Consider the following 22,693-nt stretch of genomic DNA (forward strand, 5'->3'; position numbering starts at 1 on the left):
AATTCTGGGAAAAGACCATGATCACCGCGATCAGCACAGTTCTGAACTTCATCGGGCTTACCATGATGGCTTTCGGCGGAATCGGCGCTGCCTGGTTTTCGCCTGCGTCCCATCCTGATCCCGACTGGTCTGTGGACCATATCGGGGAACAGCGGGTCAAGCGAATTGTGACGCACGATAGCCAGAAACTGGTCAAGCCATGCTTCGCGCTCGTTGGCGTGGGCGCGCTGTTCCAGCTCGCCGCCATGGCGTTTTGATCCGCCGTGGCCGGATTACGCTTCACGAACATCGCCGCTGACTTCATCGGCGTCATCGATTCGGCCCGCCGCCTTAAGGAGTTGGCCGCATTGCCCGCATGGGCTGATGCTTGCGCTCACGCAATTCCTCTTACGGTTTGACGGTAAAAGTCTGCGTTGACACCGGATCAGATCGGTTCGCCCGGCATGTGGGATGCTCCGCTTATCGGGTCATCATCCGGTGAATGCGGGAGCAGACGATGCTCGCAACTCGTCGCTTCGCGCTGCATCGATAGCGAGGAAGACCATGTCCACCCAGTGTTATGCGTCGTATCGCGGATGCAAGATTGAAGTCCACGTCACGCCGGCCAAGTCGCACGCGTTCGGCGGGATATCTCGGCGCTACCGCGTGTCGTGGGTGATTTCGTCGCCTGATAATCCTCATCAAGTGCTTGCAAATTTTCCCGAACGCTTCGACTTCCTTACTGAGCAAGAGGCATTCAGGTACGGGGAGGGGCGAGCGCACACATTCATTGATTCGATCCTGTCTAGTCCGTCGCGCAGACGGATCGCGGTCGACAGTTCCGGGCACGCAGATGAAGCACCGACAGTCTGATGGTTTCTTTGTTGCTCTCGTTGCCACAATAATCGCCACTTTGTGCACAGTCGCTTTGTGGGATCTTGCGGTATCGCTTGGCGAATATTAGGCAACCTCCTCATCCCACGAGATGGGCGTCGACACGGCGATGCCAGAGAACGCACGTACTGATTGCGGAAAGAGTCGATGAAGATCTCGCCGACGCGGTTCGTTCGAACGTCGGCTGTACTCCGTAACCGGCCATTCGAATCAGCGAAATAGCCGGAAACGGTTGTTCATCAGTCGAACGAGGTCAAGTCCTTGAAGATCAGGTGACCCCAGCTTTTCCCGCGCGCATGCACAAGGAGTCCGCCCTCGGAAAGCCCGCCGAGTCGAATGGGCGCGAAACCGAGTTCTTCCGCAAGCGCACTGATCTCCGCTGCAGCGCCGTCATCGTCGCTCGCGAGGAACACGACCCTCCTGCCACCGTGTACGGCCGGGTCCTGGCCAAGGACGGCGGCGGCCAGATGGTTGAAGCCTTTCACCACCCTGGCGCCGGTGAACACCTTCTCGATGAAAGCAGAAGACGGGAGACCGCCCAGTTCCTCAAGCGGGGCTTGCGTGTTCATCGCGTCGATGACGGTCTTTCCCTTCCAGTTGGGCAGCGCCTTTGCGACCTCCGGGTGCGACTCGAAACGGACTGCCAAAAAGATGATGTCCGCGTTGACGGCTTCCGCCAGGGTTTTGGGAATGATCGTAGGTCCGATGGCCGCAGCATCGGGCGCAAAGCTTTCGGGGTCGCGCGTGGTTGCAATAGCCACTTCGATGCCGTTGCGGGCGAACGCCCTGGCAAGTGCGCGGCCGATCTTTCCGAAGCCAATGATGGCGTAACTCATAGGTTTCTCCTTCGTTTCCCGGTGCGGTCAGAGCTTGTAACCGCCGCTCGCTTCAATCGTTTGACCGGTCACCCAATGGCCTTCATCCGAGGCCAGAAACGCCACGACGGCGGCGATTTCCGATGGCTCGCCAAAGCGGCCCAGCGCGATTTGGGCCTCGACCGCCTTGACGAGTTCGGGGTTCTCCCGAAACTCGGCGTTCGCATCCGTTCGCGTGAAGCCCGGCGCCACGGCGTTCGCGGTGATGCCACGCGGCCCCAGCTCGATTGCGAGCGTATGGGTCAGGGTATTGATGGCCGCTTTCGCCATCGAGTAGACGGGCGCAGCCGTCACGGGCTTCGTGGCGGCAGCGGAAGAAATGTTGATGATGCGTCCACCATCGGCGAGACGATCGACAGCGGCCTGAATGATGAAGAAGGGCGCGCGGGCGTAGACCGCCATCAGGGTGTCCCACTTCTCCGGCGTCGCGTCCTTGAAGCCAACCCAGCCGGAATTACCAGCGTTGTTGATCAGAATGTCGAGGGCTTTGCTTCCGTTCCGCCTGGTGAACTCGTCGTCGAGTCTCTCGAACAAAGCCGGGACGGTCGCCGGATCGACGAGATCGGCATGGATCGCAAACGCGGTGCCTCCCGCTTTCCCGATGGCCGCGATCGCCTCGTCCGCGCTGGATTTGCTGGCGTTGTACGTTAGCGCGACGGTCGCACCATCCTTTGCAAGGCGTTCGGCGATGGCGCGGCCAATGCCTCGTGATGCCCCGGTAACGAGAGCTGTTTTGCCCTTAAGCGATTGTGTCATCGATTTTTCTCCTCAGAGTTGCGCCAGGCCACCGTCAACGGCGACCTCGCTGGCAGTCATGAAGCTGCTGTCCGACGACGCAAGAAAGGCGGCGACCGCCCCGATCTCCGCCGGATCGGCCATACGCTGGAGCGGCGTCATCGCACCGTAGGCCTTCTGGCCCTCTTCGCCCAGCGCCTCCTTGGCCAGTTCGGTCGCCGTCGCCCCGGGTGACAGCACGTTCACCCGGATTCCGGTGCTCTTCAGGTCCTCCGCCCAGGTCCGGGCGAGGTTGCGCACCGCTGCCTTGCTCGCGCTGTAAGCCGTGAATCCCGGAGCGCCCGTAGTGCCGGCGCTCGATCCCGTCAGAACGATCGAACCGCCCGAACCCATCAGCGGCAGCGCCTTCTGGACCGTAAAGATCGTCCCCTTCACATTGGTGTCGAAGATGTCGTCAATGTGCTCGGCGGTGATCTGGCCGAGGGGAAGCGGACTTCCCGCCCCAGCGTTGGCGAAGACGATGTCGAGGGTCCCGCGCTCGGCCTTCACCGCCGCGTAGAGCCGGTCGAGGTCGGCCAGGCTGGAGACCGAGCCCTTCACCGCGCGGGCATTCGGCCCAAGGTCGGCGACAGCGGCGTCGAGCGCTTCCTGGCGGCGGCCGAAGATGAATACAAAGGCGCCCTCCTCGATGAAGCGCTTCGCTGCCGCGCGGCCGATACCAGTGCCGCCACCCGTGATCACGGCGGTCTTTCCATTCAGCCTGTTCATGTCATGCATCCCTCGAAACGAAAACGACGAACACGATTCTGCGGGACTTGATTCATGAAGCCAATTGACTAAATATGCATGGACTCAATCTACTTTTTAGATATCTATGCTCGACAACGTCACGATCAACCAACTTCGGGCCTTCGTCGCCGTGTGTGATCAAGGAAGCTTTTCCGGGGCAGCACGGCAGTTGAGGCGCGCGCAGTCGGCGATCAGTCATGCGATCAGCGCGCTCGAAAGCGCCTTCGATGTGGCGCTGTTCGAGCGCAACACCCGCAAAGCGACGCTCACGGCCGCGGGTCGCAGCCTCCTGCCTGACGCGCGCGGGGTGATCTCGCGAACCGAGGAAATGAAGATGCGCGCGGTCGCGATTGCTGAAGCCGGGGTTCCACAAGTTTCTCTTGCCGTGGATACGTATTTTCCGCGCGCGCACCTGATTGAATGCCTGCGCAACGTGCAGGCGGGCTTTCCAACGGTCACGATCAATCTGCGCATGACAACCATGCAGGGCGGCGAGCGTCTGGTTCTCGCAGGCACTTGCGCATTGGCGGTGACGATCACGGACGTGCCGGAGGTGAGCCCGGGCACCATAGAAAGGCAGCATTTATGTGACGCCCACATGGTGACCGTCTGTGCGGCATCGCATCCGCTGGCCGCAATTGCGGGGCAGATCGCGCGGGAAGAATTTGGCCGGCACATCCAGCTTGTCGTAACCGACAATCAGCCCGATGCCGAAAAGACGCAACAGGGGGTCGCCAGCGAGCGCCAGTGGTGGGTGAATGACCTCGGAGCGAAGCATGATCTGCTCAGGGGAGGCTTGTGCTGGGGGCACATGCCGCGCCATATGGTCGAGGAAGATCTCGCGAAGGGAACACTTGTCGAACTCCAACGGCGCGCATGGCACATGCGCCCCCTCACGTTCATGATCTCGCACCGGCGCGGGTACTCGTTTTCCGAATGCGAGACAAGGCTGGTCGAGCTCCTTGGCAACTGTCATCGTTCGAAGGGTGGGAAGACCAAGGCCAGCGTAGTGCGCGCTTGCTGATGGCCTTGCCCGGAGACGTCGTCGAAGCGTGACGTGGGCACCGGCCGGGTCCGGCTGATACTGCCGGAGGACTCGGCTTGCGCCGAAGCACGTGGCAATCGGGCAGCTTTTCTCCTGACGACGGTGAACTCGCCGCGCTGCGCGTGCCCGGCACGCCGGGCACAATGCCGGGTGGCCGCGCCCGTTATCGGGCGACCTTAAACCGCGAGGATGTCGAGGCCATTTTGTTTTCGTAGCTTCAGAAGATCGTGAAGTCATCGTTGCTGTCGGGAATCGCGTTCAGCAACTGTTCCATCCGATGCCATCCGAACCGAGCCGCCAGGCGCGTCGCGAACGCATATAGCGCCTGTGCCGTATCGTGACGCGCGTCAGCGCTTCGAGCCGAAGCGTCCTGACTCATGCGCAGTAAAGGACAGCACTGCATGTGAGGTTCCTCGCAAGAGCGGCGCACGTATTTAACGTGCAAGAGTGACGGCAATGAGTGACGGCAACTGGCGACAGCATCTAGCGCGCGCCGATCCCGGACACCAGTGCGGCAAACACCTCGCGCAGTTCAGTCCTGCCGAAGTGTCGCTCGCTTGCGCCCGCTTCGACATCGATGCGACCCGCGTTCTGCGCGTCGTAGAGATCGACGATGAGCTGCGCGTGATTGGCGTTGAGTCCCGCGCGCAGGAGCGTCGCCGTCCACTCGCTGCGCGGCAACGCGCGTGCGACGATGGGGCGCCCGGCCGCTTCGCTCAACGCATGAGCGACGCCATTCGCGTCGTGCCGCCGGGGGCCTTCGATGCTCACGACGCGGACAGCATCGCCGCGATGTCCATCGATATGCAACTGCGCGGCAAGCGCGCCAACATCGTGCGCCGACACCGACGCGAACGCCCTGTCGACGGGATGATGCAGGCTCGGCAGCATACCCGTCGCGAGCGCGGCGGGCAGCACGCGCGCCCAATTTTGCATGTGCTCTGCCGAGCGCAGCAGCGTCAGGCGTGGCACAGCGTCGCGGAATGCGGCTTCGAGGTAATGGAACAGCATTGTGATGCCCGTGCCCGAATCCAGTTCCGCGCCATAGTCGGACAGCGCGACGACATGGACCTCGGGATGCATGCGCAACGCGCGGGCTGCCACATCGACCGTGCGACGCATCGTGCTGGCAGGATCGGGGTCGCGATGCGGCACGGGGCACAGCATATGCACGCCTCGAGCGCCGACGAGCGCGCGCGTCACCGATGCCTCATCCGTCAGATCGCCCAGCACGACTTCACAACCGAGGCGCTCGAGCGCCTCGCGCTGGGCAGCGTTTCGCACGACGGCACGCACGGCGTGGCCTGCGTGCCGCAATGCCGTTGCCGCCGTGCGTCCCACGTTGCCTGCTGCGCCAAAAATCACGAACATCATCCGGCTCCTCGATCGTTCAGATGTCATCAAGCGTAAGCCGCGACGACATCCGAAGCGCGCACGCAAGGATGTGGAACAGCAGATCCGGATGACGATCTGCGCGCGATGGCAATCCACATGAACGTGCGGCCTGCACGCTGGCGCGAAACGAAGCACAATGCGTCAATCTGAAACGATGACGGAAGGGCAGGCGATGAATGCAATCCACCGTCCGCTGATGCCGCACTCCGGCGCGCGCGAGAGCTTGCGTTCGAGCGCGTCGCTCGGCTGGTCGGGCTTCGGCGCGGAACTCGTCGGGGTGGCCGCCGGCGCGCATCGCATTCCGGCGATGGCGCATCATCGCGTTGGCGTGCATGTCGGCGCGCCCGTGAGAGCCGTGTGCCGATGCAACGGCCGGCGCTATGCGCGCATTCAGGCGCATGGCGATGCCGATGTGATTCCGGCCGGGCTCGACGGCGAGTGGTCCGACGACGCGAGCTGTACGATCTTGCGCATCTGGATTGCCGACGATTTCGCGCGCGAGACGTTCGACCAGCTCGGCCTGCGTGCCGCCGATGCGCAGATTCGCCCGCAATTCCAGATGCGCGACGCGCGGTTTCAGTATCTGGCCTGGGCGATGCGCGCGGAACTCGAAGCCGAATATGCATCCGATCCGCTTTACGCGGAGAGCCTGTGCACGGCCATGATCGTGCGGCTCGCGGGCGCCGGCGTCACACGCGACGACAAAAGACGCACGCTGTCGCCGCGTGTTGCTGCGCGTGTGAGCGACTATATCGAGTCGCATCTCGACGAACGTCTGACGCTCGCCGAACTCGCCGCGCTCGCTGCACTCAGCGTGCCGCATTTCAAGGTGTTGTTTCGCGAGACATTCGGCGTGCCTGTACATCGGCATGTCGTGCTGCGGCGCGTCGAGCGTGCGCAAGCGCTGCTGTCGCAAGGGCGCCTGAGCGCGAGCCAGGTCGCGCTCGAAACCGGCTTTGCACATCAGAGCCACATGGCGCACTGGATGAAGCGGCTGCTCGGCGTGACGCCGCGCGATCTCGCACGCGACGGCGAGAGACGGCTGATCGTTGAGCGCTAGCGCAGGCGTTGCGTTCGCGCCTCTTACGATTCAGTCCGCTTGCGATTCAACCCGCTTGTGAGTCACTCGCTTGTGAGTCACTCGCTTGTGATTCACTCGCTTGTGAGTCACTCGCTTGTGCGTCAGTTATTCACGCGCGCCGAAGCGGGATCGTACGGCGCTTTGAGATGCAGCGTCGCCGGCAGCAGATCGCCCGCGACGTCGATCTGATAGCGGCCGCTCGTGAGCCACGCGTCGTCGAGCGCGCCATCGTCGTCGCGCTTCACGTAACCCATCGCGACCGGGCAGCCGAGCGTATGCCCGAACGCCGCCGACGTGACGAAGCCCACTGCCTTGCCATCGCGCAAGATCGCCTCGCCACTCCATAGCATGCGATCGCTCGCGCCGTCTGCGGTCAGCACGACGAGACGCTTGCGCAGCGGCTCGCTGCGCAGCTTGACAAGTTCATCGCGTCCGACGAACGGAATGTCCTTGTCGAGCTTGCACGCGAACGCGAGCCCCGCTTCGAACGGATTCGCATCCGGCGACAGCTCGCGTCCCCACGCGCGATAGCCCTTCTCGATACGCAGCGATTCCAATGCATAATAGCCCGCGTTTTTCAGGCCAAAACGCGCGCCCGCCGCATGCAGCGTTTCATAGACGCCCACCGCGAATTCGACGGGCACATACAGCTCCCAGCCGAGTTCGCCGACATACGTGATGCGCGTCGCGCGCACCGTCGCATAGCCGATATCGACTTCGCGGCTTTGCCCGAACGCGAATGCGTCGTTGCTCCAGTCTGCCTTCGAGACGCTCGCGAGCAGATCGCGCGCGCTCGGTCCCATTACGGCGAGCACCGCGTATTGGCCGGTCACGTCAACGAGCATGCAGTGGCTGTCCTGCGGAATGCGCTTGTCGATCATGTCGAAGTCGCGCGTGGTTTGCGCGGAGCCCGTGACGAGCAGATATTCGTCGGCGGAGAGGCGCGTGAGCGTGAAATCCGATTCGTAGCCGCCGCGCGCGTTGAGCATGCCCGTGTAGACGGCCGTGCCCGGCGGCACCGCGACATCGTTCGCGACGATCTGTTGCAACACGGCTTCGGCATCGCGTCCCTTGACGAGAAATTTGGAGAACGACGTCATGTCGAAGAGCGCGACGCGTTCGCGGCATGCGCGATGTTCGTCGCCGCTCCACGGCAGCCAGTTCTGCTGGCCGAACGCGTAGTCGATGCGCGCCTGCTCGCGCGTCGGCGCAAAGAAGTTCGCGCGTTCCCAGCCCATCTTGCTGCCGAAGCATGCGCCTTCGTCCCGCAGCAGCGCATGAAGGGGCGAACGCCGGAAGGGCCGCGCGCTATCGAGTTCGCGATTCGGCCAGGGCATCGCGTAGTGCAGGCCGAGCGTTTCTTTCACGCGGTCGTGCAGCCACGTGTCGTTGCCGTTGAAGCGCGCGAAGCGGCGAATGTCGACGGGCCACAGGTCCATCGTCGGCTCGCCTGCGACGATCCACTCGGCGAGCGCCATGCCGGCGCCACCCGCCGACGCTATCCCCATCGAGTTGAATCCCGCGCCGACATAGAAGTTGCGCAGCTCGGGCGCTTCCCCGAGGATGAAGTTGTTATCGGGCGTGAACGACTCCGGGCCGTTGTAGAACTGGCGCACCTGGGCCGTCTCCAGCGCGGGCACGCGTTGCAGTGCGTTCTCCATCAGGATCTGGAATTGATCCCAGTCGTCGGGCAGCAACTGGAACTCGAAGTTCTCGGGAATGCCGTTCATGCCCCACGGTTTCGCATCCGGTTCGAAGCCGCCCATCACGAGGCCGCCCACTTCTTCCTTGAAGTAGATATAGCCGTCCGGGTCGCGCATCACGGGAAGATCGGGATCCACGCCCGCGATCCGCTCGGTGACGATGTAGTAGTGCTCGGCCGAATGCAGCGGCACGGTGACGCCGCACAGTCGTCCCACGGCCTTTGCCCACTGGCCCGCGCAATTGACGACGATCTCCGCCGCGATCGTGCCTTCGTTGCCCGCCTTGTCGCGCCACGCGACGCCGCTCGCCTCGCGGCCCTTGCGCGTCTCGCGCGTATGGATCGCGGTGACGCGCGTGTTCTCGACGATGCGCGCGCCGCGTCGCCGTGCGCCGCGCGCGAGCGCCTGGGTCAGATCGGTCGGGTTCGCCTTGCCGTCGCCGGGCAGCCACACGGCGCCGAGCAGATCGTCCGTGCGCATGGGCGGCCACAATTCGCCCGCTTCCTTCGGGCCGATCACGTCGCACGCGACGCCATACGCGCGCGCGACGGCGGCCGTGCGCTTCAGCTGCGTCATCCGCCCGGCCGTGCGCGCCACCGACAGCGAGCCGCATTGCTTCCAGCCCGTCGCGAGCCCCGTGTCCGCTTCGAGCTCGGCGTAGAGCGTGGTCGAGTAGCGGATCAGCTTCGTCATGCTTTCCTGCGCGCGCAACTGTCCGACGAGCCCGGCCGCATGCCACGTCGTGCCGCACGACAAGCGGCCCTGTTCGAGCAGCACGACATCCGTCCAGCCGAGCTTCGTGAGATGCCAGGCGAGCGAGCATCCGATGATGCCGCCGCCCACGATGACGACGCGTGCCTGCGTCGGAAGATTGGTTGACATTGTTAATCTCGCTGGAGCGTGTTGGATTGCGTTGGAATGTGTGGAAATGAGTTGAGAAGCACTTTGCCGCAAAACAGCGCATGATGCAACGTTTTCGGGCGCTCTTGATTAAGTGGGTAGGGTGAAAATGTGTGGAACTGCGTGGATTCGTGTTGGCATCTGGCAGTCATGTCTGCTAGACTCGCGCCAAATTCCAACCGCCGCTGCCGATGTTCGCCACCCACCGACAGAACGAGATCCTGCGGCTCGTTCGCGCGCAACAGACCTGCACGATCACCGATCTGGCGAACACGTTCGCCGTGTCCGATGAAACGATTCGTCGCGACCTGAAGCCGCTCGTCGCCGAAGGGCTGCTGGTCAAGGTGCATGGCGGCATCATGTTGCCCGCGCAACTGGACGAGCCGCCGTTCCGCCGCCGCATGATCGAGCAGCGCGACGCCAAGCGCGCGATCGCGGCGCGCATCGCGCAGATGATCGACGACGGCGATTCGCTGCTGCTGGACGGCGGCACGACCTGCGTGCATATCGCTCACGCGCTCGAATCTCATTCGCGCCTGACGGTCGTCACCAATTCCGCCGAGATCGCGCGCCTGCTCGCGCCGCGCAACGGCAATCGCGTGCTGATGGCGGGCGGCGAACTGCGCGCCGACGATGCGTCCGCTGTTGGCGAGAGCGCGCTCGCTTTCGTCCGGCAATTCCATGTGCAATATGCGATCGTGTCAGTGACGGCCATCGACGCGAAAGGGCGCTTCATGGACGCGCAGCCCGCCGATGCCGCGCTTGCGCTCGCGGCGTTCTCGCAAGCGGAGCGGCGCGTCGTCGCGGCCGACCACACGAAGTTCGGCCATAGCGCGCTGGCTCACGTATTCGGCCCGGACGGCCTCGACATCCTCGTCACCGATGTCGCGCCGGCTGGCGCGCTGTCGAAGGTTCTGGCGGCGGCGGGCGTCGAAACGGTCTGCGCGGCGCCTGCGCCGGATGAAGCAGGCGGGGCCTGCACCTGACCGGGTGCGGCGAGCTGCATCGGCACGCGGACCTAAAGTGCAGCGCCGCAAAAGCCGCTAACAGGATCGAAGGGACTGTCATTGGCTCATGCATTGGCTCGTGCATTTGGCCCCGTGAAGCCGATAAGCCGCTTATCGCCGCGACCGGCCGATTTAACGAATTGGTTCACCGGCTGCCGAAAAATGAAAGGCTAATTGACTGATTGAATTCGTTCTAATAATCTTCACCCCGATTTAAATCGAAAGTGTCAACGGCGACGCTTGAATTGTTAAATCTTTTCGGTAACTGGCACGAACTCTTTATTGCGCGAATGTTAAATCCGCAAAAGGACGTTTGTGATGCAGTGCCGCATGTACCGGTGGCCTCGTCCGCCGGCCGGTTGTCAGTCGCCTGCCAGTCATTTCCAGCTCCCGAAAGCTGTGGCACACCCGCAAGACGAGCAACGGTGCTCGTTTCAGGGCGGCGGCGCGATTAGCCCGTGCAGTGCGCAGAAAGCAAAACGCAAGAAAAATCCGCTCGCGCAGGGCGGGCGGTCGAAAGAAGTCGATTTCGCGCCTCTTATAAACCGGCTTTTCGACGAGCCGTAATAGGGTGCGAAGGCATTAAAGCAATATCGGGCTATCAAGGCATTGCCAGCCAATGAGAAGGAATTGGTCCGCAATCGATGCAGGCTTGAAGATCCAGGCAAATGTGGAATTCCAGTTTCATATTGGCGATTGAGGTCCTTCATCAACGATTTCCCGGTCGGACGGAAACAACGATTGAGCGTTGCGGGGTTTTATGAGAATTGCAGTTCTGGAGGAGACACAGGCGCAAGCCGAATTCGTGTGCAGGACGCTATCGGCGGCGGGGCACGCCTGCCATGCGTTCGAGGACGGACAGGCGCTGATCGGGCAGCTGCGCAGCCAGCCGTTCGATCTGCTCGTGCTCGATCGCGATGTTCCGGGCCTGCCCGCTGACGACGTACTGCACTGGGTCCGCGGGAATCTCGTCGAGCGTCTGTCCGTCCTCCTGATGCTGAGCGCGGACGATACGTCCGACCCGCTGGCGGATGTCGACGATTGTCTCGTCAAGCCCATCAGCGCGGCGACGCTGCTCGCGCGCGTCGGCATGCTGCTGCGCGGCACGGGCCAAAAACTGGCGGCGGGAAAGGAAGTGTTCGGCGAATACGAATTCGAGCCGGGCTCGAAGCGCGTTCATGTGCGCGGCCAACCCGTCACGCTCACGCACAAGGAATTCGAACTCGCGCTGCTGCTCTTCAAGCACCTGAGCCGGCCGCTGTCGCGCTCGCATATTCTCGATGCGATCTGGAAACAGGCGGCGACCATTCCGTCGCGCACGATGGACACGCACGTGTCGATGCTGCGCACGAAGCTCGGCTTGCGTCCCGAGAACGGCTATCGGCTGATGCCGATCTACGGCTACGGCTACCGGCTCGAACGCATCGAAAATGGCGACACGTAGAGCGGCCTTCAGCGCGGCCCTGAGCGCGCAGCGTCGCATGCCTGTTGCCGCATCGACGGCGCTTCTTCGCAAGCGGATTGCTGATCGTGCCACGTGTTCTCGAAGAGACACGCATCGAGCGGCATGCGTTTCGCCCAGCCTTCCGATTCGAGCATCGGCTGCGGATAGAAACACTCCACATGACCGAGACACAGAATGGCGACGGGCCGCGCGCCCTCCGGCATGGCGAGCATCGCGCGCACCTCGTCGGCATCGAACAGCGACACCCAGCCCATTCCGAGCCCTTCGGCGCGCGCGGCGAGCCACATATTCTGGATCGCGCACGCCACTGAAGCCAGATCCATTTCCGGCAGCGTGCGCCGTCCGAAGATGTGCTTCTCGCGGCCGTCCATCAGCGCCATGACGAGCAGTTCGCCGCACTCGAGCATGCCTTCGACCTTCAGCTTCATGAACTCGTCGCGCCGCTTGCCGAGCGCATCGGCCGTCAGCACGCGCTCGCGTTCGACGGCGGCATGCAGCTTCTGCCGAAGCGCGGGATCGGTGATGCGCCCGATCCGCCACGGCTGCATATAGCCGACGCTCGGCGCGTGATGCGCGGCGTCGACGAGGCGCGCGAGCACGGCGGGATCGACGGGCGTGGGCACGAAGTGGCGCATGTCGCGCCGCTCGTAGATCGCGCGGTAGACCGCCGCGCGTTCGGCGTCGTCAAAAGGCTCGGCCATCGAAGAGGGCAGCCGCGAAGGCTGGGTTGGACGGCCAGTAGCCGTGCATGTAAGTGGCGACGATCGAACCCTGCCGATAGACGGCTTCGCCGTGCGCGTCGGACTGCGCGCGCGTCGCGTAACGCACGGGCGCGAGCGGCGTGCTCACGCGCGAGTAGTGAAACGTGTGGCCCGTCAGCGTGCCGTGTGCACCGTCGTCGATCTGCTGCATGCCGAGCGCGGTGAAACGCGTCTGCATCGCGGCATGACCGGGCAGCAGGCCGAGCATTGGCGTCGTGACACCTTGCGTGTCGGTCATGCTGTCGAGCAGATACAGCATGCCGCCGCATTCGGCGACGATGGTCTTGTTCGCGGCGGCGTGCGCGCGGACGGATGCAGCGCTGCGCGCATTGGCTGCAAGCGCGGACGCATGCAGTTCAGGATAGCCGCCCGGCAGATAGAGCGCGCTCGCATCGACGGGAACGGGCTCGTCGGCGAGCGGCGAGAAATACGTGACGCGCGCGCCCAGCGCTTCGAGAAGCTGCACATTCGCCGGATAGATGAACGCGAATGCGGCATCGCGCGCGACGGCGATGTGCATGCCGTCGAGCAGCCGCGGCAACGGCGCTTCGTGCGCGGGCTCGTCGAATGTCACGACAGGCGGCAGTTGCGCGAGTGCCGTCGATGCCAGCGCATCGGCTGCTTGATCGAGCCGTGTGTCGAGATCGTCGATCTCCTCAGCTTGAAGCAAGCCCAAATGCCGATCGGGCAATTCGATCGCATCGCTGCTCGACAGATAGCCGAGCATTTTCAGGTCGGCGGGCAACGACTCTTCGAGCATCTGCGCGTGACGCGCGGAGCCGACCCGGTTCGCGAACACGCCATGAAACGGCACGTCTGGCCGAAAGCGCGCGAGACCGAAAGCGACCGCACCGAAGGTCTGCGCCATCGCTTTCGCTGAAATCACGGCGGCGACGGGCACGTTGAATGTCGCGGCGAGATCGGCGCTGCTCGGCGTGCCGTCGAAGAGACCCATCACGCCTTCGATCAGGATCAGATCCGCGTCGCGCGCCGCTTCGGCGAGCAGCGAACGACATGCGCGTTCGCCGACCATCCACAGATCCAGCGACAGCACGCTCGCGCCGCTCGCGCGCGCGAGGATCATCGGGTCGAGGAAGTCCGGGCCCGTCTTGAACACGCGCACGTCGCGCCCCATCCGCCGATGATGCCGCGCGAGCGCAGCCGTAATCGTCGTCTTGCCCTGGCCCGACGCCGGCGCGCTGATGAAGAGAGCGGAGCACGCGGGCATCGTTCAGAACTCCACGCCGCGCTGCGCCTTCACGTGCTGCTCGCGATACGGATGCTTGACGAGGCGCATTTCGGTGACGAGATCGGCGGCGTCGATCAGCGCGTCGGGCGCGTGGCGCCCCGTGATGACGACGTGCAGCATCTCGGGCCGCGCGTTGACGACGCTCAGCACTTCATCGAGCGGCAGATATTCGTATTTCAGCACGGTGTTCAGCTCGTCGAGAATCACCATCTGATACTCGCCGCTTTCAATCATGCGGCGCGCCTCGTTCCAGCCTTTGCGTGCCGTCGCGATGTCGGCTTCGCGGTCCTGCGTGTTCCAGGTGTAGCCATCGCCCATCGTGACGAAATCGCAGTTCGACTGCGCGCCGAGAAAGTCGCGCTCCGACGTATGCAGCGCGCCCTTGATGAACTGTACGACGCCAAGCTTCATGCCGTGGCCGAGCACGCGCACGGCCATGCCGAACGCAGCCGTGGACTTGCCCTTGCCCGTGCCCGTGTAGACGATCAGCAGGCCTTTTTCGATGGTCGCCTGCGCCTGCTTCTTCTCGTGGCCTTCGCGGCGGCGCTGCGTCATGCGTGCGTGCGATTCGGGATCGGTCTTCATCGATTGTCCTTCGTTCGGTGTGTGTCGTTTGAGTGCTGATGCATGGCGCTGATGTGATTGGCGGAGCACGCGATCGCGACCGTGACGCCGTCGCGCGCGCGTTTGCGCACGAGCAGCCGTCCGTTTTGCGTCGCGAGCAGCGCGCACGGTTCGCAGACGCCATCGACGCCCATGTGATTGCGCGCGGCTTGCGATGCATCTGTGCGTGCGTCGAGCGCGGCGATCTGTTCGCGCGTGAACGTGCGCAACGGCAACGCGTGACGCGCGCAGAACGCAACGAGGCCGGCTTCGTCGGCTTTCATGTCGACGGTTGCGACGGCATCGAGCGCTTCGAACGGCAGCATATCGCCGAGCGCATCGCGCACGGCCGCTTCGATCTGTTCGGCCGACACGCCGCGCCGGCAACCGATGCCCACGATGATTCCCGTCATGACGACGCGTGCTGAATGTATGCATCGACGGGCGCAGCCAGCGACGCGACGCCGCCGATCACGACGATCGAAGGCGAGCCCAGCCCCGCATCCGCGACCCGCATCGTGAGATCGCGCAACGCCGCGCATACGTGACGCTGCTCGGGCCGCGTCGCCGATTCGATCGCGGCGCACGGCGTATCCGGCGACATGCCGGCGCGCAGCAGCGCGTGAACGATGTCGTTCAGGCGGCGCATGCCCATGTAGATCACGAGCGTCATCCGCGTGGCGGCGAGCGCGTGCCAGTCGGCTTCGTGCTCGCCCGCGCCGTGGCCCGTGACGAAGATCACGCCCTGCGCGTAATCGCGATGCGTGACAGGAATGCCGATTGTCGCGGGCGCGGCGATGCCCGCCGTGATTCCACTGACGATCTCGACGTGTATTCCCGCCGCCCGCAACGCCTGCTGCTCTTCGCCGCCGCGTCCGAACACAAACGGATCGCCGCCCTTCAGACGCGCGACGCCGCGTCCCGCGCGCAAGTGATCGAGCATCGTCGCGACGATCGCGGACTGCGGCGTCGATGCATGGCCGCCACGCTTGCCGACGTGGACGATCAGCGCATCGTCGCGCGCGAATTGCAGGACTTCGGGATTCACGAGATCGTCGACGAGCACGACGTCGGCCTGCGCGAGCGCGCGGACGGCCTTGAGCGTCAGCAGTTCGACGTCGCCGGGACCGGCGCCGATCAGCCAGGCGCGGCTCATCGCGAATGGAGCGCCGCTGCGTGGGCGGGCCTTGAAGAAATGTGGGTCATGCGATGCTGCATCTGATGCGCGGCGCCATAGCCTGAAGCCGGCTTATAAAGAGGCGTACAGGCAGCACGTCGCGCGTGGGCGCTGGCGTCCGTTTCCCGCGGCTCCAGCGAATGGCGACTGGTTTCGTCCGATCGGTTTCGTCCGTCCCGTCGCCCCCTTGCATCTGGCCGGTATCCGGGCTGGCGGCTCATCGCGTTCGCCTTCCCACTTGCATGATGCAGGCAGTGGCCTTGAACGCACTGCGCGGAAGTCATATCTTCCGCTCGCCGCGTGACCGTTGCGGGGACAGCACAGGCTGAGCACTTCATTCGCCGCACGACATGTGCCAAACACGTGCGCCACACACACGTGCCGTACAAAAGACGCGCTTCCCTGTTTCCCGTTTAACCGTGCAAGCGAGCGCAGGCACGGCACCAGACGCGCGCATACGATAGCACAGCCTGTCTTGAACGTCGCTGCGGGGTTTCCTCGGGTTTCGTCGATCGGCACGCTACAACGCATGCGAAGAAAGCACTCCGCCTCTATTCTTGACGCTCCTCGCGTGCGAGCCTAAACTCGCACGCACTCTGGTGCTCGCGCGCGCTTTCTGCTCGCGCAGTTAAACGGGAAATAGCCGGCCCCTCGTGTCGCTCATGTTGCCTCGAGTCGTCACAGGGCCAAACTATGCTGCTCCCCGCAACGGTAGGTGAAGGCATCGCGAAGTCGATGCGGAGCCGTCTCGCTGCATGTGCGTCCAACAGTGGCCCATGCAGATCATCCACTGCGCGAAAACGCTCGCGCGGGAAGGAGAGGCGGCGCTTTCATCAGCCCGGATACCGGCCCGAGAAAACGACGCAATGCTGCGGGGATGCGGCGCTGCGTTCACGTTTTCCGCACGCGCCGCGTGCCCGTTTCGCGCTCGCCTCTCCTGGCTGCGAAGCGTTTGCGGCGCCGTTTTCCGTCCCCGTGCATCACGTTGACTCGCATCGCTCGCAGCGTTGCGATTCCAGAGCCGCCCATCCACACATCGGGCTACGGAGCCATCATGCAGACACAGATGCGCAAGATTCCCGTGACGATCGTCACAGGCTTTCTCGGCAGCGGCAAGACCACGTTGATGCGTCACATTCTTCAGCACGCGGGCGGCCTGCGCATCGCGGTCATCGTCAACGAGTTCGGCGAGCTCGGCATCGACGGCGAAATCCTGAAGGGATGCGGTATCGGTTGCGACGAGAACGGCAACGAAACGGAAGGCCAGCTATACGAGCTCGCCAACGGTTGCCTGTGCTGCACCGTGCAGGAAGAGTTCTTTCCCGTGATGGAACAGCTCGTCGAGCGGCGCGGCCAGATCGATCACGTGCTGATCGAAACGTCGGGTCTTGCGTTGCCGAAGCCGCTCGTGCAGGCATTCAACTGGCCGTCGATCAAGAACAGCTTCACCGTCGATGCCGTCGTCACCGTGGTCGACGGTCCCGCCGTCGCGAGCGGTCAGTTCGCCGACGATCCCGCCGCCGTCGACCAGTTGCGCAAGGCCGATCCCAATCTCGATCACGAATCGCCGCTGCACGAACTGTTCGAAGACCAGTTGTCGGCGGCCGATCTCGTGATCCTCAACAAGACCGATCTGCTCGACGAAGCGCAGCAGGCCGCCGTCGAATCGACGCTGCGCGAAGAGATACCGCCTCAGGTGAAAGTGGTGCGTGCACACATGGCGCAACTCGATCTGCACGCGCTGCTCGGGCTCGAATCCGCGTCGGAAGAAACGATTCATCTGCGGCGCGATCATCACGGTTCCGCCGACGATCCCGATCACGCCGATCATCATCACGACGAGTTCGACTCCGTCGTCGTGACGGCGCACGCATCGTCGCGCGACACGATGATCGCGGCGCTCAGGCAAGTGGTCGAAGGACACACGATCTATCGCGTGAAGGGTTTTGCAGCGTTGCCGGGCGCGGCGATGCGTCTCGTCATTCAAGGCGTGGGGCGGCGCTTCGACAGCTACTTCGACCGGCGCTGGCAGGCGGGCGAAATCGACGCATCTTCCGGCTCTGCGCTCAGCCGCTTCGTTCTGATCGGCGCGGATCTCGATCAGCGTGCGTTGCAGCGCGCGCTTGACGAAGCGTTGAACGACGTCGCGAACGCCCAGGCGCAACAGGCCTGAAGGCGGCGCGATGCATCTGCTGCGCACTGTCCCTGGCGGTTTTGTCGACGATACGAAGGGCGTCATCCGTATCGACCAGCAGCCCGCGGATATCGTGATCCTCAGTTCCGCGGACACGACGCTGTCGCTGCTCGCGAGCGTCGTGCCGCGTCTTGGCGATGGCTTTCCGGGCGTGCGGCTCGCGAATGTCACGTATCTGCGGCAGCCGGCTTCCGTCGATTTCTATATCGACGATGTGTTGCAGCATGCGCGCGTCGTCGTCGTCGATCATCTGGGCGGCGAATCGTACTGGCCGTATGGGATCGAGCAGGTCGTCGCGCTCGCGCAGCGCAACAGGCAGACGCTCGCGATGTTTTCCGGCGACTTGCAGGAGGACCCGAATCTGCTCGCGCGCAGCACGGCGGATGCGGACTTGTGTCATCGATTGTGGCGCTATCTGCGCGAGGGCGGCGCGCGCAATGCCGAGTCGTTCATGCGCTGCATCGCGTGGCGCGCGCTCGGCTGGGGCGACGAGCCTGCGCTGCCGAGCCCGTTGCCCGCGGTCGCGCTGTATCATCCCGCGCGCGACGCGGCGACCATCGAAGACTGGCAGGCGCGCTGGACGCAGGGCGCGCCCGTCGTCGCGGTCCTGTTCTACAAGGCGCATTTGCAGGCGGCCAACACGGCCGTGTTCGATGCGCTGATCGACGCGCTCGAAGCGCGCGGCATGAACGCGTTGCCGGTCGCGATCACGTCGCTCAAGGATGCGATCAGCCGCGACGTCGTGCAACGACTCGCCGCGCAGCACGACATCGCGCTCGTGCTGAACACGACGGCGTTCGCGGCCTCCGCAATCGACGATCCCGAGCCGCTCGCGCTGGCGGGCGACGCGCCCGTGATGCAGGTGATCCTGAGCGGCGGCAACCGCGAAGACTGGGTGAAGGACAACCACGGCCTCAATTCCCGCGATATCGCGATGCATGTCGCGCTGCCCGAAGTGGACGGCCGCATCATCTCGCGCGCAATCAGTTTCAAGGGCCTGGCGTATCGCTGTCCGCATACGCAAGTGGACGTCGTTCGCTATCAGCCGGATCACGAGCGCGTGGCGTTCGTCGCCGAATTGAGCGAGCGCTGGTGCAAGCTGCGCTGCACGCCGAACGCCGACAAAAGGCTCGCGCTGATCCTCGCGAACTATCCGATGAGCGAGGGGCGCATCGGCAACGGCGTGGGACTGGATACGCCTGCGTCAGTCGTGAACATCCTGAAGATGCTGCGCGACGAGGGCTATCGCATCGACGACGTGCCTGCGAACGGCGACGCGTTGATGAGCACGCTGACGCAAGGTGTGACCAACGATCCCGTCGTGCGCGATCTGCGGCCCGCATTGCAGAGCCTCGCGTTGAGCGATTACGTCACGCACTTCGCGCGTCTGCCTCAATCGCTGCGCGAGGCGCTGAACGCGAAATGGGGTCCGCCCGAATGTGATCCGACCTTGCGGCGCGGACGCTTCATGATTGCGGGCTGGCGCTGCGGGCATGTGTTCGTCGGCATCCAGCCGCCGCGCTCGCGCGAGCAGAACGACTACGCGAGCTATCACGATGCCGAGCTGGTGCCGCCGCATGCGTATCTCGCGTTCTATTTCTGGCTTCGTCATCAGTTCGGTATCGATGCCGTCGTGCACGTCGGCAAACATGGCAATCTCGAATGGCTGCCGGGCAAGAGCGTCGCGCTGAGCGATGCGTGCTGGCCCGATGCGATTCTCGGGCCGCTGCCGCATCTTTATCCGTTCATCGTCAACGATCCGGGCGAGGGCAGCCAGGCCAAGCGCCGCGCGCAGGCCGTGATCGTCGATCATCTGATGCCGCCTCTCACGCGTGCCGAAAACTACGGGCCGCTGCAAGACCTCGAGCGCCAGGTCGACGAATACTATGACGCGCTGATGGTCGATCCACGGCGCGCGAAGCTGTTGCGCAAGACTATCCTCGATACGATCGTCACGCATCGGTTGCATGAAGAACTGAGCCTCGATGCGCCGGACGATGCGGACGCGGAAGATGCGCTGCTCACGCGCGTCGATGCATGGCTGTGCGAGCTGAAGGAAGCGCAGATACGCGACGGCTTGCATACGTTCGGCGAGTCGCCTCAGGGCGTGCAGCGGCGCGATACGCTGCTCGCGCTCGCGCGCTTTCCCGTTGGCGATGGACAGGGCGCGAAGGCGGGGCTCATCGATGCGCTCGCTCGCGATCTGCACGTCGATCGCGTCTTCGATCCGTTGTTGGCGGACTGGTCGGCTGCGTGGGAAGGGCCGCGTCCTGCATTGCTGGAACAGGTCAGCGATGCGCCGTGGCGTCACAACGGCGACACGCGCGAACGGCTCGAACTGCTCGCATCGTGTTTGCTCGACGATATGTGCGGACTGCCTTGTGGTTCGCGCATGCAACTCGATGCCGATGCACTGCCGCATGCTGCGCGCGTGCTGGAACGCTTGCGCACCGATATCCTGCCGCGTCTCGACGCATGCGGCGCGCACGAACTGATGCATCTGAAGCGCGGGCTCGAAGGGCGTTTCGTGCCGCCCGGCCCGAGCGGCTCGCCGTCGCGCGGACGCCCGGACGTGCTGCCGACGGGGCGCAACTTCTATTCCGTCGACACGCGCGCGATCCCGACGCAAGCCGCGTGGTCGCTGGGACTGAAGTCGGCGCAGACGCTGATCGAGCGTCACTTGCAGGAGCACGGCGACTATCCGCGCGCAATCGGCCTGTCCGTGTGGGGCACGGCGACGATGCGCACGGGCGGCGACGATATCGCGCAAGCGCTCGCGCTGCTCGGCGTGCGGCCCAAGTGGGCGCCGGGCAGCCATCGCGTGACCGACTTCGAGATCATGCCGATCGCGGCGTTCGATCGTCCGCGCATCGACGTGACGTTGCGCGTGTCGGGCTTCTTCCGCGATGCATTCGCGAACCTGATGCATCTGTTCGATGCGGCCGTGCAGGCCGTCGCGGCGCTCGACGAGCCCGAGGACGTCAACCCTGTTCGCGCGCGCGTGATGCGCGAGCGCGATGCGTGGATCGCGCGCGGCGTCGCGCCGGATGAAGCACGCAGGCGCGCGGGCTTTCGCGTGTTCAGCGCGCGGCCCGGCGCGTATGGCGCGGGCTTGCACGAAATCATCGACACACGGCAATGGCAGACGGACGCCGATCTCGCGAATGCATATCTGTCGTGGGGCGGCTACGCGTACACGCAGAAGAGCGCGGGCGAAGAGGCGCGACACGCATTCGGCACGCGGCTTGCAGCGATGGATGTCGTCTTGCAGAATCAGGACAACCGCGAGCACGACGTGCTCGATTCGAACGACTACTACCAGTTCCAGGGCGGCATGACCGCGGCCGTGCGGCATTTTGCGGGCAATCAGCCGCACGTCTATCACGCGGATCACAGCAACCCGGATGCGCCGCGCGTTCGCACGCTGCACGAAGAGATTGCGCGCGTGATCCGTTCGCGCGTGGTGAATCCGAAGTGGCTCGACGGCGTGAAGCGCCACGGCTACAAGGGCGCGGCCGAAATCGCCGCGACGGTCGATTATCTCTACGGCTACGATGCGACGGCACGCGTGGTCGCCGATCACCAATATGCGCTCGTCGCCGATGCGTATCTGAACGACATCGATACGCGCGAGTTCATGCGCCGGCACAATCCGCATGCGCTGCATGCCGTCTGCGAGCGGCTCGTCGAAGCGATGCAGCGCGGACTCTGGCAGCAGCCCGGCGCCTATCGCGCGCAAATCGAACAACATCTGCTGGATAGCGAACAGCACATCGAAGGATCACGATCATGAGCGAGACCCGCGCGACGCCGGCCGTGTTTCCGTTTTCCGCGTTGATCGGCCAGGCGCCGTTGCGACAGGCGTTGTTGCTCGCAGCCGTCGATCCGGGCATCGGCGGCGTGCTGGTCAGCGGACCGCGCGGCACGGCCAAATCGACGGCGGCGCGTGCGCTCGCCGAGCTGCTGCCCGAAGGCCGCTTCGTGACGCTGCCGCTCGGCGCAAGCGAGGACCGGCTGATCGGCACGCTCGATATCGAAGCGGCGCTGCGCGATGCGTCCGTGCGCTTTTCGCCGGGGCTGCTGGCGAGCGCGCATCGCGGCGTGCTGTATGTCGACGAAGTGAACCTGCTGCCGGATGCGCTCGTCGATGCGCTGCTCGATGCCGCGTCGAGCGGCGTGAACACGGTCGAACGCGATGGTGTTTCGCACACGCACGATGCGAGCTTCGTGCTGATCGGCACGATGAATCCGGAAGAGGGCGAGTTGCGTCCGCAATTGACGGACCGCTTCGGCCTGATGGTCGAGCTGGAAAACTGCTACGAGCCGCAGACGCGCCAGGACATCGTCAAGGCACGGCTCGCGTTCGATCTCGATCCCTTCGGTTTTCGCGCGGCTCATGTCGAACAGCAGGAAGCGCTCGTCGCGCGCATACGCGATGCACGCGCGTCTTTGACGCGCCTGTCATTCGACGATGCCGTGCACGCGCATGTCAGCTCATTGTGCATCGCTGCGGGCGTCGATGGATTGCGCGCGGATCTCGTGATGTTGCGCGCGGCGCGCGCGCTCGCCGCGTTCGAAGGCGCGGGTGCAGTGACGCTCGAGCATGTCGATCGCGTCGCTGAATCGGTGTTGCTGCATCGGCGGCGCTTGCATGACGACGAGAACGGGCAGGCTCAGGAGACCGCGTCTTCCGATCGACAGCCGTCTTCATCCGATAGCGCGAATGTCTCCACGGAAAGCGATTACGGTTATCTTCCGCCCGAACGGACGGGCGTCACGCACGTCAAGCAGGTCATTCCGCTTCCGACAAAAAAACACTGAGCCATCGGAAGGGCGCGGCC

20 protein-coding genes and 2 riboswitches are annotated in these 22,693 nt (G+C 64.2%); of the genes, 9 read left to right on the plus strand and 11 right to left on the minus strand.

The genetic code is table 11. The features are described 5' to 3' along the window. Window positions 1–17 precede the first annotated feature (17 nt). Window positions 18–257: a hypothetical protein gene (locus AABE10_RS12245; RefSeq protein WP_342933505.1), complete on the plus strand. Its 240-nt coding sequence runs from the start codon at window positions 18–20 to the stop codon at window positions 255–257. Between the two features lie 855 nt (window positions 258–1,112). Here AABE10_RS12245 and AABE10_RS12250 read toward each other — a convergent pair. From AABE10_RS12250 to AABE10_RS12260, 3 genes are read right to left on the minus strand one after another with little or no spacing between them, the layout of a single operon-like run. Then, window positions 1,113–1,709, minus strand: coding sequence for an NADPH-dependent F420 reductase (locus AABE10_RS12250; protein WP_342933506.1), 597 nt, complete (start codon window positions 1,707–1,709; stop codon window positions 1,113–1,115). A gap of 27 nt (window positions 1,710–1,736) precedes the next feature. After that, a complete protein-coding gene (locus AABE10_RS12255; RefSeq protein ID WP_342933507.1) occupies window positions 1,737–2,504 on the minus strand; it encodes an SDR family NAD(P)-dependent oxidoreductase in 768 nt (255 codons plus the stop codon). Window positions 2,505–2,516: 12 nt separating this feature from the next. Then, complete coding sequence (locus tag AABE10_RS12260; RefSeq protein ID WP_342933508.1) at window positions 2,517–3,251, minus strand: SDR family oxidoreductase; 735 nt, start codon at window positions 3,249–3,251, stop codon at window positions 2,517–2,519. Window positions 3,252–3,357: 106 nt separating this feature from the next. On the opposite strand from AABE10_RS12260, the gene AABE10_RS12265 reads away from it, so the two are divergent. Together AABE10_RS12265 and AABE10_RS12270 are read left to right on the plus strand one after the other, a co-directional pair. Continuing rightward, window positions 3,358–4,296 carry a LysR family transcriptional regulator gene (locus AABE10_RS12265; protein WP_342933509.1) on the plus strand — a complete coding sequence of 313 codons (939 nt, stop codon included), beginning with the start codon at window positions 3,358–3,360 and terminating at the stop codon, window positions 4,294–4,296. 77 nt (window positions 4,297–4,373) lie between these two features. Beyond that, window positions 4,374–4,532, plus strand: a complete 159-nt coding sequence (locus AABE10_RS12270; protein ID WP_342933510.1) for a hypothetical protein — start codon at window positions 4,374–4,376, stop codon at window positions 4,530–4,532. 268 nt (window positions 4,533–4,800) lie between these two features. Here AABE10_RS12270 and AABE10_RS12275 read toward each other — a convergent pair whose 3' ends face one another. Continuing rightward, window positions 4,801–5,688: an NAD(P)H-binding protein gene (locus AABE10_RS12275; protein ID WP_342933511.1), complete on the minus strand. Its 888-nt coding sequence runs from the start codon at window positions 5,686–5,688 to the stop codon at window positions 4,801–4,803. Window positions 5,689–5,884: 196 nt separating this feature from the next. Here AABE10_RS12275 and AABE10_RS12280 point away from each other — a divergent pair, with 196 nt between their 5' ends. Beyond that, on the plus strand, window positions 5,885–6,772 hold the full coding sequence (locus AABE10_RS12280) for an AraC family transcriptional regulator (RefSeq protein ID WP_342933854.1): 888 nt from the start codon (window positions 5,885–5,887) through the stop codon (window positions 6,770–6,772). Window positions 6,773–6,894: 122 nt separating this feature from the next. On the opposite strand, the gene AABE10_RS12285 is transcribed toward AABE10_RS12280, so the two are convergent. After that, the gene (locus tag AABE10_RS12285) at window positions 6,895–9,378 is read right to left on the minus strand and encodes an FAD-dependent oxidoreductase (RefSeq protein WP_342933512.1); all 2,484 of its coding nucleotides are present in this window, start codon (window positions 9,376–9,378) and stop codon (window positions 6,895–6,897) included. Window positions 9,379–9,587: 209 nt separating this feature from the next. Here AABE10_RS12285 and AABE10_RS12290 point away from each other — a divergent pair, with 209 nt between their 5' ends. Then, window positions 9,588–10,382: a DeoR/GlpR family DNA-binding transcription regulator gene (locus AABE10_RS12290; RefSeq protein ID WP_342933513.1), complete on the plus strand. Its 795-nt coding sequence runs from the start codon at window positions 9,588–9,590 to the stop codon at window positions 10,380–10,382. A gap of 455 nt (window positions 10,383–10,837) precedes the next feature. Here AABE10_RS12290 and AABE10_RS12295 read toward each other — a convergent pair whose 3' ends face one another. Continuing rightward, a complete protein-coding gene (locus AABE10_RS12295) occupies window positions 10,838–11,113 on the minus strand; it encodes a hypothetical protein (protein WP_342933514.1) in 276 nt (91 codons plus the stop codon). 50 nt (window positions 11,114–11,163) lie between these two features. On the opposite strand from AABE10_RS12295, the gene AABE10_RS12300 reads away from it, so the two are divergent. Beyond that, window positions 11,164–11,847: a response regulator transcription factor gene (locus AABE10_RS12300; RefSeq protein ID WP_342933515.1), complete on the plus strand. Its 684-nt coding sequence runs from the start codon at window positions 11,164–11,166 to the stop codon at window positions 11,845–11,847. Between the two features lie 8 nt (window positions 11,848–11,855). On the opposite strand, the gene bluB is transcribed toward AABE10_RS12300, so the two are convergent. From bluB to cobA, 5 genes are read right to left on the minus strand one after another with little or no spacing between them, the layout of a single operon-like run. After that, on the minus strand, window positions 11,856–12,569 hold the full coding sequence (bluB, locus tag AABE10_RS12305; RefSeq protein WP_342933516.1) for a 5,6-dimethylbenzimidazole synthase: 714 nt from the start codon (window positions 12,567–12,569) through the stop codon (window positions 11,856–11,858). Beyond that, window positions 12,553–13,857, minus strand: coding sequence for a cobyrinate a,c-diamide synthase (locus tag AABE10_RS12310; protein WP_342933517.1), 1,305 nt, complete (start codon window positions 13,855–13,857; stop codon window positions 12,553–12,555). The genes bluB and AABE10_RS12310 overlap by 17 nt, the downstream gene beginning before the upstream one ends. 3 nt (window positions 13,858–13,860) lie before the next feature. Further along, complete coding sequence (cobO, locus tag AABE10_RS12315) at window positions 13,861–14,463, minus strand: cob(I)yrinic acid a,c-diamide adenosyltransferase (protein ID WP_342933518.1); 603 nt, start codon at window positions 14,461–14,463, stop codon at window positions 13,861–13,863. Further along, a complete protein-coding gene (locus AABE10_RS12320; protein ID WP_342933519.1) occupies window positions 14,460–14,894 on the minus strand; it encodes a cobalamin biosynthesis protein in 435 nt (144 codons plus the stop codon). Before AABE10_RS12320 ends, cobO begins: the two co-directional genes overlap by 4 nt. Further along, entirely contained in the window at window positions 14,891–15,637 is a 747-nt protein-coding gene (gene cobA, locus AABE10_RS12325; RefSeq protein ID WP_342933520.1) for a uroporphyrinogen-III C-methyltransferase, read from the minus strand. Before cobA ends, AABE10_RS12320 begins: the two co-directional genes overlap by 4 nt. Before the next feature lie 199 nt (window positions 15,638–15,836). Beyond that, window positions 15,837–16,121, minus strand: a riboswitch (cobalamin riboswitch). Between the two features lie 117 nt (window positions 16,122–16,238). Further along, window positions 16,239–16,526, plus strand: a riboswitch (cobalamin riboswitch). Between the two features lie 186 nt (window positions 16,527–16,712). Between cobA and cobW the strand changes: the two genes are divergently transcribed. The 3 genes from cobW to AABE10_RS12340 are packed head-to-tail and all read left to right on the plus strand — an operon-like array spanning window position 16,713 to window position 22,673. Beyond that, entirely contained in the window at window positions 16,713–17,831 is a 1,119-nt protein-coding gene (gene cobW / locus AABE10_RS12330; RefSeq protein WP_342933521.1) for a cobalamin biosynthesis protein CobW, read from the plus strand. Between the two features lie 10 nt (window positions 17,832–17,841). Continuing rightward, the gene (gene cobN, locus AABE10_RS12335) at window positions 17,842–21,645 is read left to right on the plus strand and encodes a cobaltochelatase subunit CobN (RefSeq protein WP_342933522.1); all 3,804 of its coding nucleotides are present in this window, start codon (window positions 17,842–17,844) and stop codon (window positions 21,643–21,645) included. Continuing rightward, a complete protein-coding gene (locus tag AABE10_RS12340; protein WP_342933523.1) occupies window positions 21,642–22,673 on the plus strand; it encodes an ATP-binding protein in 1,032 nt (343 codons plus the stop codon). Before cobN ends, AABE10_RS12340 begins: the two co-directional genes overlap by 4 nt. The last annotated feature ends 20 nt before the right edge of the window (window positions 22,674–22,693 follow it).

It is taken from the genome of Paraburkholderia diazotrophica (assembly GCF_038900755.1).
Classification (GTDB): Bacteria; Pseudomonadota; Gammaproteobacteria; order Burkholderiales; family Burkholderiaceae; genus Paraburkholderia; species Paraburkholderia diazotrophica_A.